General features: G+C 53.1%; 14 protein-coding genes and 1 pseudogene. 5 read left to right on the top strand and 10 right to left on the bottom strand.

All coding sequences use genetic code 11. The annotated features are described in order from the left end of the window. Positions 1–92 precede the first annotated feature (92 nt). Complete coding sequence (locus BM427_RS01025; protein WP_090118416.1) at positions 93–3,167, top strand: beta-galactosidase; 3,075 nt, start codon at positions 93–95, stop codon at positions 3,165–3,167. Between the two features lie 59 nt (positions 3,168–3,226). Then, positions 3,227–3,580 carry a DUF1428 domain-containing protein gene (locus BM427_RS01030; protein WP_090118417.1) on the top strand — a complete coding sequence of 118 codons (354 nt, stop codon included), beginning with the start codon at positions 3,227–3,229 and terminating at the stop codon, positions 3,578–3,580. Positions 3,581–3,586: 6 nt separating this feature from the next. On the opposite strand, the gene BM427_RS01035 is transcribed toward BM427_RS01030, so the two are convergent. The 5 genes from BM427_RS01035 to BM427_RS01055 form a co-directional block, all read right to left on the bottom strand. Further along, positions 3,587–4,132, bottom strand: coding sequence for a flavin reductase family protein (locus BM427_RS01035; RefSeq protein ID WP_090118418.1), 546 nt, complete (start codon positions 4,130–4,132; stop codon positions 3,587–3,589). A gap of 374 nt (positions 4,133–4,506) precedes the next feature. After that, on the bottom strand, positions 4,507–5,166 hold the full coding sequence (locus tag BM427_RS01040; RefSeq protein ID WP_167518525.1) for a methionine ABC transporter permease: 660 nt from the start codon (positions 5,164–5,166) through the stop codon (positions 4,507–4,509). Continuing rightward, positions 5,163–5,954 (bottom strand): methionine ABC transporter ATP-binding protein, encoded by a 792-nt coding sequence (locus BM427_RS01045; protein ID WP_090118420.1) that lies wholly within the window; start codon positions 5,952–5,954, stop codon positions 5,163–5,165. Before BM427_RS01045 ends, BM427_RS01040 begins: the two co-directional genes overlap by 4 nt. Beyond that, positions 5,951–6,757 (bottom strand): MetQ/NlpA family ABC transporter substrate-binding protein, encoded by an 807-nt coding sequence (locus BM427_RS01050; protein WP_090118421.1) that lies wholly within the window; start codon positions 6,755–6,757, stop codon positions 5,951–5,953. Before BM427_RS01050 ends, BM427_RS01045 begins: the two co-directional genes overlap by 4 nt. Positions 6,758–6,782: 25 nt before the next feature. After that, a complete protein-coding gene (locus BM427_RS01055) occupies positions 6,783–7,811 on the bottom strand; it encodes an isopenicillin N synthase family dioxygenase (RefSeq protein ID WP_090118422.1) in 1,029 nt (342 codons plus the stop codon). Positions 7,812–8,075: 264 nt separating this feature from the next. Here BM427_RS01055 and BM427_RS01060 point away from each other — a divergent pair, with 264 nt between their 5' ends. Both BM427_RS01060 and ykgO read left to right on the top strand, forming a co-directional pair. Next, entirely contained in the window at positions 8,076–8,336 is a 261-nt protein-coding gene (locus BM427_RS01060; protein WP_090118423.1) for a type B 50S ribosomal protein L31, read from the top strand. A 3-nt stretch (positions 8,337–8,339) separates the two neighbouring features. Further along, the gene (ykgO, locus tag BM427_RS01065) at positions 8,340–8,480 is read left to right on the top strand and encodes a type B 50S ribosomal protein L36 (protein WP_090118424.1); all 141 of its coding nucleotides are present in this window, start codon (positions 8,340–8,342) and stop codon (positions 8,478–8,480) included. On the opposite strand, the gene BM427_RS01070 is transcribed toward ykgO, so the two are convergent. Next, entirely contained in the window at positions 8,477–9,178 is a 702-nt protein-coding gene (locus tag BM427_RS01070) for a GNAT family N-acetyltransferase (RefSeq protein ID WP_090118425.1), read from the bottom strand. The genes ykgO and BM427_RS01070 overlap by 4 nt on opposite strands. Positions 9,179–9,274: 96 nt before the next feature. Here BM427_RS01070 and pdxR point away from each other — a divergent pair, with 96 nt between their 5' ends. Further along, positions 9,275–10,720, top strand: coding sequence for a MocR-like pyridoxine biosynthesis transcription factor PdxR (pdxR, locus tag BM427_RS01075; RefSeq protein ID WP_090118426.1), 1,446 nt, complete (start codon positions 9,275–9,277; stop codon positions 10,718–10,720). Here the strand turns inward: pdxR and BM427_RS01080 are convergent. The 4 genes and pseudogenes from BM427_RS01080 to tomB form a co-directional block, all read right to left on the bottom strand. Continuing rightward, positions 10,686–11,165, bottom strand: a complete 480-nt coding sequence (locus BM427_RS01080; protein WP_090118427.1) for a YlaC family protein — start codon at positions 11,163–11,165, stop codon at positions 10,686–10,688. The genes pdxR and BM427_RS01080 overlap by 35 nt on opposite strands. Positions 11,166–11,265: 100 nt before the next feature. Next, a pseudogene (gene maa / locus BM427_RS01085) lies at positions 11,266–11,803 on the bottom strand (maltose O-acetyltransferase). Positions 11,804–11,868: 65 nt separating this feature from the next. Continuing rightward, positions 11,869–12,087, bottom strand: a complete 219-nt coding sequence (gene hha / locus BM427_RS01090; protein WP_007373583.1) for a hemolysin expression-modulating protein Hha — start codon at positions 12,085–12,087, stop codon at positions 11,869–11,871. Positions 12,088–12,110: 23 nt separating this feature from the next. Then, positions 12,111–12,485 (bottom strand): Hha toxicity modulator TomB, encoded by a 375-nt coding sequence (tomB, locus tag BM427_RS01095; protein WP_090118428.1) that lies wholly within the window; start codon positions 12,483–12,485, stop codon positions 12,111–12,113. Positions 12,486–12,950 lie beyond the last annotated feature (465 nt).

The raw sequence follows: 12,950 nt of genomic DNA on the forward strand, positions 1-12,950 counted from the left end.
TTTTCGCCTTCAGCTGATCCCGGGCTTTACCCGCAATTAAAAATGCGTCATTGTTCCTTAAATTGTGAGCGCTTCGCAAAAAAAGAGGTTTTATGTCTGCTACCGCATTAAGTTCACTGATTTCCCGTCGCGACTGGGAAAACCCGGCGATCACCCACTGGCACCGTTTACCGGCTCATGCGCCCATGCGTAGCTGGCGCGATGAAACAGCGGCGCGCGATGATGCCGATTCATCTGCGCGGCGCCTGCTGAATGGCGAATGGCGTTTCAGTCTGTTTGATTCGCCGGAAGCCGTGCCGGAACGCTGGATAACAGAGGATTGCGCTGATGCAGTGGCGATGCCGGTGCCATCGAACTGGCAGATGCAGGGATTTGACACGCCCATTTATACCAATGTTACCTATCCGATTCCGGTAACGCCTCCGTTTGTTCCGCAACAAAACCCGACTGGTTGTTATTCGCTCACATTTACCATGAAAGAAGGGGAGCTGGCGCAGGGGCAGACGCGGATTGTTTTTGATGGTGTCAATGCGGCATTTTTTCTTTGGTGTAACGGCCAATGGATCGGCTATTCACAGGACAGCCGTCTTCCCGCTGAGTTTGACCTCAGTAAGGCGCTAAAAGCAGGCGAAAACCGGCTGGCGGTGATGGTGCTGCGCTGGTGTGATGGCAGCTACCTGGAAGACCAGGATATGTGGCGGATGAGCGGGATTTTTCGCGATGTCTCCCTGCAACATAAACCGCAGACGCATATCGCCGATTTCCACTATATCAGCGAACTGAATGCGGATCTGACCCACGCGCAATTGCAGGTTAATGTGCAGTTGGCCGGGGCGTTTGCAGGGTGTCGTGTTGCCGTTGCTCTGTGGCGCGATGGAGAAAGCGTTGCCGCCGCGCAGCAGTCGCCGGGCAGCGTCGTAGTGGATGAGCGCGGTGCGTGGGCAGAACGCCTGTGCGTGACGCTGCCGGTTGCCGCGCCTGCGCTGTGGAGCGCGGAAACACCGAACCTCTATCGCCTGACATTAACCTTGATCGATGCACAAGGCTATGTACTGGAAGCGGAAGCCTGCGACGTGGGGTTCCGTATGGTGGAAATTCGTGATGGTTTGCTACTGCTTAATGGCAAACCCCTGCTGATTCGTGGCGTGAACCGTCACGAGCATCATCCGCAAAACGGACAAGCCATTGATGAAGCCACTATGCGTCGCGACATTGAGCTAATGAAACAGCACAACTTCAATGCTGTGCGCTGTTCTCACTATCCGAATCATCCGCTGTGGTATCGCCTGTGCGATCAGTATGGCTTATATGTCGTGGATGAGGCCAACATTGAAACCCACGGCATGATGCCTATGAGCCGCCTGGCGGACGATCCGTGCTGGCTGCCAGCCATGAGCGAACGTGTGACGCGAATGGTGCAGCGCGATCGCAACCATCCATCGATCATTATCTGGTCGCTGGGCAACGAATCCGGTCACGGTGCGAACCACGATGCGCTATATCGCTGGCTGAAAACGACCGATCCGACGCGTCCAGTACAGTATGAAGGCGGCGGCGCGAACACCGCAGCCACCGATATTGTCTGTCCGATGTATGCCCGCGTCGACCAGGATCAGTCCTTCCCGGCTGTGCCAAAGTGGTCGATTAAAAAGTGGATCGGTTTGCCTGGCGAAAATCGACCGCTCATTCTTTGCGAATACGCGCATGCGATGGGCAACAGTTTTGGCGGTTTTGCTAAATACTGGGAAGCGTTCCGCGCTTTCCCGCGTTTGCAGGGCGGTTTTGTCTGGGATTGGGTTGACCAGGCATTAACCAAAACCGGTGACGACGGGCAGCCATTCTGGGCCTACGGCGGCGATTTTGGCGATACGCCGAATGACCGCCAGTTCTGTATGAATGGTCTGGTGTTTCCTGATCGCACACCGCATCCGGCGCTGTATGAAGCGCAGCGCGCGCAGCAATTTTTCCAGTTCAGCCTGCTTAGTACCACGCCGCTGGTGCTGGAGGTTGAGAGCGAATATCTGTTCCGCGCGACGGATAATGAATACCTGCGCTGGTCTGTTGCCCGTGATGGTGATGTGTTGGCGCAGGGAGAAATTCCTCTGGATATTGCCCCACAAGGCAAACAGTGTATTGAACTGAACATACCAAATCTGGAAGCCGCGGCAGGTGAAGTCTGGCTGAATGTGGATGTTTTCCAGCGCACGGCGACGCGCTGGTCGGGGGCGGATCATCACTGCGCCTGGGATCAATGGCGTCTACCCGCGCCGTTGTATATCACTCCGCACGTGACGCAAAACTCGCGCCCGACATTGCAGGTCAGCGAGCAGGAATTCGTCATCACGCATCAGTCACAACGTTGGCACTTCTGTCGCCGCAGCGGAAACCTGCAACAGTGGTGGCGTGATGAACAGCCAACGCTGCTTACCCCGCTGAGCGACTGTTTTGCCCGTGCGCCGCTGGATAATGACATTGGTATCAGCGAGGTGACGCGCATCGATCCTAACGCGTGGGTGGAACGCTGGAAGGCGGCTGGCATGTACGAGCTGTCGGCTGAGCTGCTTTATTGTGATGTTGAGGAACGCAGCACGGGAATTGTTGTAAGCACAGGTCAGTGCTGGCAGGGCGCAGGGAAAACCGCGTTTATCAGCCATAAATGCTGGCAAATTGATGGTGACGGCGCACTGCATGGCGATGTCACGGTTCAGGTTGCACGCGATATTCCACCTCCCGCGCGGGTGGGCCTGGTCTGTCAACTGACGGAGCGGTATCCGCAGGTAAGCTGGTTGGGACTGGGGCCACATGAAAATTACCCGGATCGCCGGTTGGCAGCTCGTCAGGGGCGGTGGACGCAGCCGCTGTCGGCGCTGCATACGCCTTATATTTTTCCCGGTGAAAATGGCTTGCGCTGCAACACGCGCGCAGTATGGTACGGCGCGCACCAGTGGCATGGGGATTTCCATTTTTCCCTCGGCTGCTACAGCGATGACCAACTACGGGAAACTACGCACCACCACTTATTGCGTGAAGAAGCCGGTTGTTGGCTGCATCTCGATGCTTTCCACATGGGCGTTGGCGGCGATGATTCCTGGAGCCCGAGTGTGTCGCCGGAGTTTATCCTGCAAGATGAGACGGTGCGTTACGCTTTTTGTTGGCGGCAGAACTAAACTTATCGGGCCTGATGCAGCGGGGCTGTCCCGCTGCGCAGTCATGCGGGGGCCGATGCATGAAATATGTCGATGGTTTTGTGGTCGCAGTGCCAGAGGATGAAAAAGAGGTGTATTGCCAGCTCGCGGCGAAAGCGGCACTCATCTTTAAAGAGTTCGGCGCAACGCGCATTGTCGAATGTTGGGCTGAGGACGTACCGGATGGCAAACTCACCGATTTTCGCATGGCAGTAAAAGCTGAAGACCACGAAGCAGTCGTCTTCAGCTGGATTGAATACCCCTCCAAAGAGGTACGCGATGCCGCGAATCAAAAGATGATGGCCGATCCCCGTATGAGAGAACTGGGCAATGCGATGCCTTTTGACGGTAAGCGCATGATATACGGCGGCTTTGTGCCGGTGCTCGATGAGTAGCGAAACTCAGGAGACTTTGGTGAAAAGCGCTTTGCGCTCAAGTACATCACCATCAGTACGGAACACGCCGTCACCGGTGTAATGCAGCGTCTGTGGCCACGTTGGTTCGCGGTTTACCCGCGCAGCAACGACTTCAAAAATAAAGAAGTTATAGGTATCTACCATCGCGTCGTCATAAAGGCGGCATTCGAACTGGCCGTAGCACTCTTTAATGGATGGCGCGGCCACATATTCACTTTTTTCTGCCGTCAGGCCAAATTGAGCAAACTTATCGACTTCATCGCCTGTACAGTTACCAATACGGGAAACGGTGTCGATCATGCTGGCTTCAGGCAGATTAATGACACACTCTCCGCTTTGTCGGATGCGTTCGAAGCTGGCATTGCCACCGGAAATCATGCAGCCGACCAGCGAAGGAGAAAACTCCAGAATCGTGTGCCAGCCTAAGGTCATAATATTATTCCGCCCTTGCCAGTGGCTGCTTAGCAGTACCACCGGACCAGGTTCCAGCCAGTGCCGGACATCGTGCAGCGGCCAGGATTGCTTTTTCATTGTGCTTCCTCCGCGTTGTTAAAACCCTTTTAACAGTAGCAGAGTGATTTCTCATGGAGGTTCTTTTCCTCCCGGCGAATAAACGCCTCCGCCGGTAGCGTTTTACTGTAAAGCCAGCCTTGTCTCTATTCCTCGTCACACTGTTCTGGCTACTTGCGCTGAGCGTCGGTTTTGATACCGTCGGTAACGCTTGCCAGTTTTAAGGCTTTTGCCATCTTGATAATGTGCGGCGTCACGGTTTTGTGCTCCAGCACCTCGACAAACGATTTATCGATTTTAATAGTATCGACCGAGGGTATGCAGGTAGCTCAGGCTGCAATAACCCTTACCAGGAAGGGGCTCCCGGTTTATGGGCAAAGAAACGGCGGAATAGATTATCGGCGGTGTGCCAGTCTGCGAACCAGGCGATCTCCTATCATCTGCACGCCTTGTACCATCACCACCAGGATAATCACTGTGCCGAACATGACCTGGTTGTTAAAGCGTTGGTAGCCGTAACGAATGGCTAAATCGCCCAGCCCGCCACCGCCAATTACGCCCGCCATTGATGAGAAGCCAATCAGCATCACCACCGTTAGGGTGATCCCCGCCAGCAGCGTGGGAAGCGCTTCTGGCAACAGTGCTTTCGCAATCACATGCCAGAGGTTACCACCCATGGATAAAATGGCTTCAATGCGCCCGTAATCTACCTCGTCCAACGCGGTTTCCGTCAGGCGCGCGAAGAAGGGAAATGCGCCAATTGTTACCGGCACGACGGCGGCAGTACTACCCAGCGTGGTTCCTATCAGTAAACGGGTAAATGGGATCAGTGCAATCAACAGCACAATAAATGGCAGTGAGCGGCCAACGTTGATAATCGTACCGAGCAGAACATTCAGCTTTGGCATCGGCGCTAAGCCATTGTTGCGGGAAATAAATAGCAGTACGCCCAGCGGCAGACCAATCAGCACGGTAAAGAGTGCTGAAAGACCGACCATATAAATGGTCTCCAGCGAGCCGTTTAACAGCAGCGGCCAGAGATCTTCCCAGTTCATGCGACCCCACATAACGGCCCCCCGGTAAAACCATGACGAGCAAGAAATGCCTGCTCTGCCTTGGGATCGTGCAACAGCGCCTGGCGTAGCCGCGACCACGGAGCGACCAGCAAATCAGCGATTTTACCGCTCTCGATGACTTCACCATTTTCCAGCAGCGCCGCGTGATCACATAGCGTTTTGACCACTTCCAGTTCATGGGTGATCAACACAATGGTGAGTTGCAGTTTTTGGTTGATGTCCGCCAGTAACTCCAGCACGGACGCGGTAGTTTCTGGATCCAGTGCGCTGGTGGCTTCGTCGCACAGTAGCACATCCGGATGGGCCGCCAGCGCTCTGGCAATGCCGACACGCTGCTTTTGCCCGCCTGAAAGCTGTGACGGGAAGGCGTGCGCTTTTTCGCTTAATCCCACCAGCCACAGCAGTTCTTCCACGCGCGCCTGACGCTGAGCTTTCGCTACACCGGCGATTTCCAATGGCACGGTGACATTATCGGCGACCGTACGCGCATGCAGTAAATTGAAGTGCTGGAAAATCATGCCGGTGCGCAGGCGGTGCTCGCGAAGACCGGCCTTATCCAGTTGGGTAATGTCATTACCGTTAACGATAATGCGGCCCGCAGTGGGCCGCTCCAGTAGATTAAGGCAACGGATCAGCGTACTTTTCCCTGCGCCACTGCGTCCAAGGATGCCGTAAATCGCGCCTTTTGGTACGCTTAGCGATACCTCTTTTAACGCCGGTCGGCCTGCTCCCGCGTAGATTTTACTCAGCCCTTCAATCTCAATCATGACTGCGGTACCACCGGGATCACGGAACCGTTATATTGTTTGCGGATAAACTCCGCGACCTGCGGTGATGTCAGGTCTTTGACCAGTTCTTTGATGCGCGGATCGTTGGCCAGTTGCGTGTTAGTGACCAGAATATTGGCATAGGGGTTGTGCCTGGCGCTCTCCAGACCTAGCGCATCTTTTGCCGGGCTCAGCCCTGCTTCCAGCGCGTAATTGCCATTGATCACCGCCAGATCGACATCATCCAGCGAGCGCGGGATTTGCGGCGATTCTATCTCAAGGATCTGCAAATGTTTCGGGTTTTGCACGATGTCTTTCGGTGTCGCCAGCGTGGTGGCCGGATCGGTGAACTTACTGTCGAGTTTGATCAATCCCTGGGCTTGCAGCAGGAACAGGGCCCGGCTCAGGTTCGTGGCATTGTTCGGTACGGCCACTTTGGTGTTATTCGGCAGCGATTTGAGATCCTTGTATTTATGTGAATAGATGCCGAGCGGTTCAATGTGCACTGTCGCGGCGATGGCAAAAGTCTTGCCTAGCGCCTTTTCCTGATCCTTCAAGTAAGGCACATGCTGGAAGTAGTTGGCATCGACATCGCCGTTCGCCAGTAGCTCGTTAGCATTGGCGCCGTTGGTTAATTCAATGACTTTCAGATCCAGTTTCGGATCGATTTTTTTGATGTAGTTGAGGATCTCCGCGTGCGGCACCGGGTCGGCAGCGACACGCAGTGCTTCTGCCTGAGCGGAAGTCCATACCAGAGAAAGAGACAGTGCTACCCCTGCCAGAGTAAAAGCGGCATGTTTCATGATGTGTGTTCCTGTGTTGTTATGGTCAGACGATCAATTGTTCAGTACGTTCGCGCAGCACATCGCGGTAATAACGTTCCGCCACGTCCGGATGGGAGCGCAGGCGGCCTTTCAGGTAGTTCCAGCCGACGTCGCGCAGCAGTGGATTGTGCGGATCGCTCTCCGGCCCGCGCGCCTCTTGCGCCAGCTTCGGTGGCAGGGTGTACAACGGAACCACAGCATCAAGCTGGGCGCCGAGGAAGAAAGCAATCGACAAACGCTGCTGTTCCGCAGGGGGTGATACCACGCGGTGAATGGTGGCGCGCAGATAGCCGTTGGTGGCCAGTTCCAGCAGTTCGCCAATGTTGACAACAAAACTGCCCGCCAGCGGCGCGGCATCGATCCAGTGGTCAGGTTCGACTTCCACCTGCAGTCCTTTTTGCTCATCCTGCAGGAGAAAACTGAGAAAGCCGGAATCTTTATGGGCGCCTACGCCTTGTGCGCTTTGGGTAGAGTGCTGGCCTGGGTAGCGGATCAGCTTGATGTGCTCATTTGGTTTATTGCCATAGAGCGCGTCAAAGGCGTCTGCAGGCAGTTGCAGTGCTTCGGCAAACGCCCGCAGCAGGGTAATGGCCATACCTGTCATCGCCTTTTGCCAGGCGAGGAGGGCGGCTTTCAGCGTTGGCAAGGCTCGCGGCCAAAGATTCGGGCCTTGTAAACGCCGCCAGCCGGGATCGCTGTCGCTGAGCAGCAGCGCCGGGCGTTCCGCACCAATATCGAACTGCTCACGCCAGTCCGGCTGTCCGCGGGTTATCTCTGAAGCGGCACGGTTATAGCCACGAAAATGGGGAGAGTGGATCATCGCGACTTGCTGTTTTTGCTCATCAGTGAGGGCGAAAAAACGTCGGGACTCTTGCTGGACAGCGTGTTGCAGTGCATCGTCGATGCCGTGGTTAATCAGGTAAAAGAAGCCGATATCGCGCGCAGCGTGGCGCAGATCGGCAAGAAAGTGTTCGCGTTCAGCGCCGTGCGTGTAACGGGAAAGATCGAGGATCGGTAACGTCGTTGCGTTCATTGTGTTCTCCGAAGGCAGTCAATAATCGTGTTCTGGTCAGGTTCAGTGTTCGGGGACAACAACAGCGCATTTTCTTTTTCCTCTTCGTCAGGTGTGATGACAGCTTGCCTTAACAGCAATAATTCAACCAATAACGTTCCTTTCTAATTTATGTCCGCACAGGATCACGTGCATTTGCGAAAAACGCATAACGCAGATCGCTTGAAATGAAGAAATAACTTCGATAGACTTTTGTTATGTTATAACAAAACATATGAGTGAAACATGAAACCTGATATCCATCCTCACTATCGTACAGTGGTATTCCACGACACCAGTGCCAACGAATACTTTAAAGTGGGTTCAACCATTAAAACGGAACGCGAAATCGAACTGGAAGGCGTGACCTATCCGTATATCATCATCGACGTTTCGTCGGCATCGCATCCTTATTACACCGGTAAACAAAAAGTGATTGCTAACGAAGGCAGCGCAGCACGTTTCCAGCAACGTTATGGTCGCTTTTTTAGCGATAAAAAGGAGTAAGTGATGCAGGTGCTGAATTCATTGCGTAGTGCGAAACAACGCCACCCTGACTGCCAGGTTGTCCGGCGCAAGGGGCGTTTATATGTGATCTGTAAATCCAATCCGCGATTCAAGGCGGTGCAAGGTAAAAAGAAAAAACGTTAAGCGCGAAGTGATGCCAGGGATCGGCGCTGCTTGCCATCGGCCGTAAAGTTGTCGGCGGCAAGCCAGCGTTGCAGTGCGCGATCAATGTGCTGCCATTCACTGTCAATAATTGAAAACCAGTCGGTATCGCGATTATGGCCTTTGAGTACCAGCGCCTGGCGAAAACGCCCTTCATACTGAAAACCGAGACGGAGTGCCGCTTGGCGTGACGGTTCATTCAGACTGTTACACTTCCACTCGTAGCGTCGGTATCCCAGTACTGTAAAGGCATACTTCATCAATAACCATTGTGCCTCTGTCGAGGCGGGCGTACGCGCCAGTAACGGCGAGAAATGTACGCTCCCCACTTCCATGACACCGTTTTTCTCATCAATGCGCATTAATGCGAGGCTACCGACCGGCTGTAAAGTTTTGTTGTCTATGACGGCAAAATACAGCGGATCGCGTCGTGTGCAGATGCTCGCTATCCAGTCGCGAAACGCTGCTTCATTTTTTTCCGGCTCCCGCAGCAACCATGTCCAGCTCCTGTTATCGCCTGCGTGTTGATGTGCCTGGAACAGCGCACTCGCGTGCTGAGTGTCCAGCGGCTCAAGACGGCAATAACGGCCTTCTAGCGTAACGCGCTGCGGGTAAGGACGCGGCTGCCAGTCGGGCAGCGCATCGCCGATGGGTTGTTGATATTGATTGAATTGGCTCATTGTGCCTCCTTGTGTATGCGGGGCAGCGTAACGCAGCACTGGTTCCATAAAAAGAACCATAGAGGTATAGTCTTATGGATCCACGTGGAGAAAATAATGAATATTCCTGAGGATGGACTATACGCTCTGCTGCGACGGGCGCTGGAGGACCGCGCCAGCCTGACGCGCCAGCGCACGCTCTATGTGGCGCTGCGCGATGCGGTACGGCAGGGGAGGTTAAAGCACGGTAGCCTGTTACCGGGATCGCGCGTACTGGCGGAAATGTTGCATATTTCGCGTAATACCGTGAATGCCGCGCTGGAACAACTGGCCGTTGAAGGGTATGTGTTGCGCGATCGGCAGGGAACACGGGTAGCAAAATTGGCTACAGTTGAGCGAACGGATCCTGCACCGTCGGTAACGCTCGCTCAGCGCGTACAGCAACTGCCTGGTGGGGTTTTACGTCATTCGCCAGCACTGGCGCTGACGCCGGGAATTCCGGCGGCAAATTACTTCCCGCTGGCTGTCTGGCGACGGCTGGCTGAACGAGTGTGGCGCGATGAAGGCAGTCTGTTATTGAATTATGGTGAATCCGCTGGTGAATGGCGGTTACGCGTAGCGATAGCCCGCCATCTGGCTATATCTCGCGGCATGGATTGCGACGCTGAACAGATAGTGATCACCGAAGGTGCGCAGGAAGCGTTGATGCTTTGTGTGCACTTGCTCAGTGACGTGGGCGACCATGCATGGGTGGAAGAGCCGGGTTACGGTGGTGCTAAAAGCGCTTTTCTGGCGGCAGGTCTGGAAGTGGTGGGAATGCCGATCGACGACGAAGGGATGGTGCTGAACTCTGCGGCCCGGCCGCCGCGTATGATTTACACCTCACCGTCACATCAATATCCGCTGGGCAAGGTGATGAGCGCTGCCCGGCGGCTGGCGCTGCTGGACTATGCCCGGCAAATGGGAAGCTGGATTGTGGAAGATGATTACGATAGCGAGTTTCGCTATCCGGGCGAGCCTATTCCGGCGATGTCAGGTATGGTGGCGAATCCACCCGTGGTTTATCTTGGTACTTTTAGTAAAACCTTGTTTCCATCGTTGCGTATCGGTTTTATGGTAATGCCGCCCGCATTGGCCCTGGCTGCAGGACCGGCAATCGGTAGTTTGTTACGTGGCGGTCATCGTGCTGAGCAACTGACGTTGGCGCGTTTTATTGAAGATGGGCACTATGCACGTCATCTCGCCGCGATGGGTCGGCTGTATCGTAAGCGGCAAGCGCATTTGCTGGAAGCCGTTCACAACGAGCTGCATGTTGCGCATCAGGTCTATGGCGGCGGCGGTGGGCTGCACTTAACGCTGGCGATCCCGGGGATTGATGATGAAGCGGTAGCCCACGCTGCGAGGCAATGGCAATTGGCACCCCATGCATTAAGCCGTTTCTGGCTGCATAAGAGTACTGCATCCAGCGGGTTGGTTCTGGGTTACGGCAACACGTCCGCCAGCCGGTTTACGGCTGCGGTACGTACGATTAACCGACTGATTGAGCAGTCTCGGGGCGGGTGAGGGTGAAGACGTCGTAAAACGAGAGTTCGCCCTTGCGCGCTACCATTTTTTCCAACCGGGACTTACTCTCTTCCTCAACCAGCGGGGATTGCAGGATCGCGTTAATCAAACCTGATGGAACAAATCGTGTGTTGTACCACTCACCGTTATAGCAGACCCGGAAATCGAGCACATCGATATCTTCATAGTGGTAGCGAGGATAAACATCAAAAAAGAAGAAACCGTTCAGAACCACGAAGAGCACAATCAATAGCCAGACGGAGCCGGAGAGGGTTTCGGACTGAAGCATCACCGCCAGCGTAGCAAGCAAGGCCAGATACATGCCGACAAACAGGCCGGGGTGTTTGCGAATGAAACTGATGCTGAATCGTGGGCGGTTATCCCGTTTCTCGCGCTGGTTGATCTCTTCAATCGTTTCGCTGAGCAGCCTCTGTATCTCTGTCATCTTACGCCTTTACTGATACTGTTTTGCAGGTAGACAGGCTATTTTAAGTTGCCATTTTGTATGAGAAAAGTAACAGTTTTGCCGCAAAAAATAATAACAGTTAGATGTCAGTCAGGGATTTGATGATACGCGCTGGGTTGCCGCCGACCACAACATTCGCCGGAACATCTTTCACGACGACCGCGCCGGAGGCGATGACGGCGTTATCGCCAATCGTTACGCCCGGGTTGATAATGGCGCGGCCACCTATCCAGACGTTGTGACCAATGGTGACAGGTTTGCCATATTCTACGCCGCTGATGCGTTGCGGTGTAGATATGGACGCCGGGTGCCAGCATGCAGTTATCGCCGATATGAATTGGACAAACATCGAGCAGGACGCAGTCGAAATTCGCGTAGAAATTGCAGCCAAGAAAAATATTGTAGCCATAATCACAGCGAAAATTGGGTTCGATATAGGCCCCTTCACCCCGGCCGAGAAGGTTGGCGAGAATATCTTTACGCTCGGCTTTTTCTTCCGGCGCCGAATGATTGTAACGATGCAGCAACTGCCTGGCTCGTAGACGATCGGCGCGCAAGGTTTCATCTGCCGAAAGATAGGGCAATCCGGCAATCATGTTTTGCTTTTCATCATTCATCTGATTCGAAGACACTCGTCACGGAATCTGAAGGTTCTGTTTGCGTAGGAAAATAGTTAGCAAAATTATCGTACAAATTTCCATACGGAGGAGGGGATTTTGTCATACAGCTTATTCATGGTCAGCTCTGCCAGACGATGGTCGGCTGCTGAATAAAAGACCGCGAGTTCCTCATCCGGAAGTTCGTATTTATTTTTTTCAATTACGCGTTCAAGGGTATCAATTGTCTGACAACGTCTGAGACGCATCAAATAATCAACTTTTGTTAATGGTTTTTCGGACATACCTTCACCTTAGTGTTGAAAAATTAACAAGATTGGCTGACTGGATTAGCCTTGCTTACATTGACGAAGCAGCGGAACAGCTTGTTGCCTGTTTTTTGCCATTTCTGTAAGTCATGTGTATTTATGCCATAGCTACTGAACAACATAAACGTATCGTCAAGATATTCGTCGATCTGTTCAATCAGTTTATTGTCTTCATTATACTTAATTTTATAATTAAGTGCGAAGGTCGCTATGTGTTCAATCAGCTCATTTAACTGCAAATTGACCGCTGATGTAGGATCATTAACCCACCCATGATGGCTCTCTTCGAGATTAACAAGGCAGTCATGGTACAGCGTTTCGCAGAGAAACTTGAGTTGCGCGATATCATGCCTTTTTGGCGAGTATTCGTCCATAACGCATCCCCTTCTGAGTGGTAATTTTTTTACTGACCGACTGCTGTTTCAGGATGGGAACTTCTGCTCTGACCAGAGACTGACGCTGCTTTATGTTTGCCAATATAACTATAAGCTAGTCTGAATGGGATTTCATTGTGCTATCACGAAAAATTACAAATAATGTTTTTTTTGAGAAAAATGCACAAAATAGGAACATAACGTCGGGATGGGGCCTGTTACGCCTGTGTGCATTATTGCTTGTTCACCCTTGAGATTCATTAAGTTAGCATGGAAGAGATTATTCCAGCCTGAAAGGTATTTTTATACCAGGAATCGTCTTAGTGAAACTGATTGTACCAGATAATTAAAGTTTATAAACGGCAGAGGATCGCTGATTTCAAAATACATAGTTATTATAAGCCTTATATCGGCGGTTCAAAATTAGCGAACAGGCAATAAATGCTTTTAATTGTGGATGTGTTG

This window comes from Kosakonia arachidis, from assembly GCF_900116535.1.
Classification (GTDB): Bacteria; Pseudomonadota; Gammaproteobacteria; order Enterobacterales; family Enterobacteriaceae; genus Kosakonia; species Kosakonia arachidis.

What these genes read in the sequence shown, in the direction of transcription:
- BM427_RS01025 (WP_090118416.1), top strand. Translation starts at nt 93, where the DNA reads ATGTCTGCTACCGCATTAAGTTCACTGATTTCCCGTCGCGACTGGGAA.
- BM427_RS01030 (WP_090118417.1), top strand. Translation starts at nt 3,227, where the DNA reads ATGAAATATGTCGATGGTTTTGTGGTCGCAGTGCCAGAGGATGAAAAA.
- BM427_RS01035 (WP_090118418.1), bottom strand. Translation starts at nt 4,132, where the DNA reads ATGAAAAAGCAATCCTGGCCGCTGCACGATGTCCGGCACTGGCTGGAA.
- BM427_RS01040 (WP_167518525.1), bottom strand. Translation starts at nt 5,166, where the DNA reads ATGAACTGGGAAGATCTCTGGCCGCTGCTGTTAAACGGCTCGCTGGAG.
- BM427_RS01045 (WP_090118420.1), bottom strand. Translation starts at nt 5,954, where the DNA reads ATGATTGAGATTGAAGGGCTGAGTAAAATCTACGCGGGAGCAGGCCGA.
- BM427_RS01050 (WP_090118421.1), bottom strand. Translation starts at nt 6,757, where the DNA reads ATGAAACATGCCGCTTTTACTCTGGCAGGGGTAGCACTGTCTCTTTCT.
- BM427_RS01055 (WP_090118422.1), bottom strand. Translation starts at nt 7,811, where the DNA reads ATGAACGCAACGACGTTACCGATCCTCGATCTTTCCCGTTACACGCAC.
- BM427_RS01060 (WP_090118423.1), top strand. Translation starts at nt 8,076, where the DNA reads ATGAAACCTGATATCCATCCTCACTATCGTACAGTGGTATTCCACGAC.
- ykgO (WP_090118424.1), top strand. Translation starts at nt 8,340, where the DNA reads ATGCAGGTGCTGAATTCATTGCGTAGTGCGAAACAACGCCACCCTGAC.
- BM427_RS01070 (WP_090118425.1), bottom strand. Translation starts at nt 9,178, where the DNA reads ATGAGCCAATTCAATCAATATCAACAACCCATCGGCGATGCGCTGCCC.
- pdxR (WP_090118426.1), top strand. Translation starts at nt 9,275, where the DNA reads ATGAATATTCCTGAGGATGGACTATACGCTCTGCTGCGACGGGCGCTG.
- BM427_RS01080 (WP_090118427.1), bottom strand. Translation starts at nt 11,165, where the DNA reads ATGACAGAGATACAGAGGCTGCTCAGCGAAACGATTGAAGAGATCAAC.
- hha (WP_007373583.1), bottom strand. Translation starts at nt 12,087, where the DNA reads ATGTCCGAAAAACCATTAACAAAAGTTGATTATTTGATGCGTCTCAGA.
- tomB (WP_090118428.1), bottom strand. Translation starts at nt 12,485, where the DNA reads ATGGACGAATACTCGCCAAAAAGGCATGATATCGCGCAACTCAAGTTT.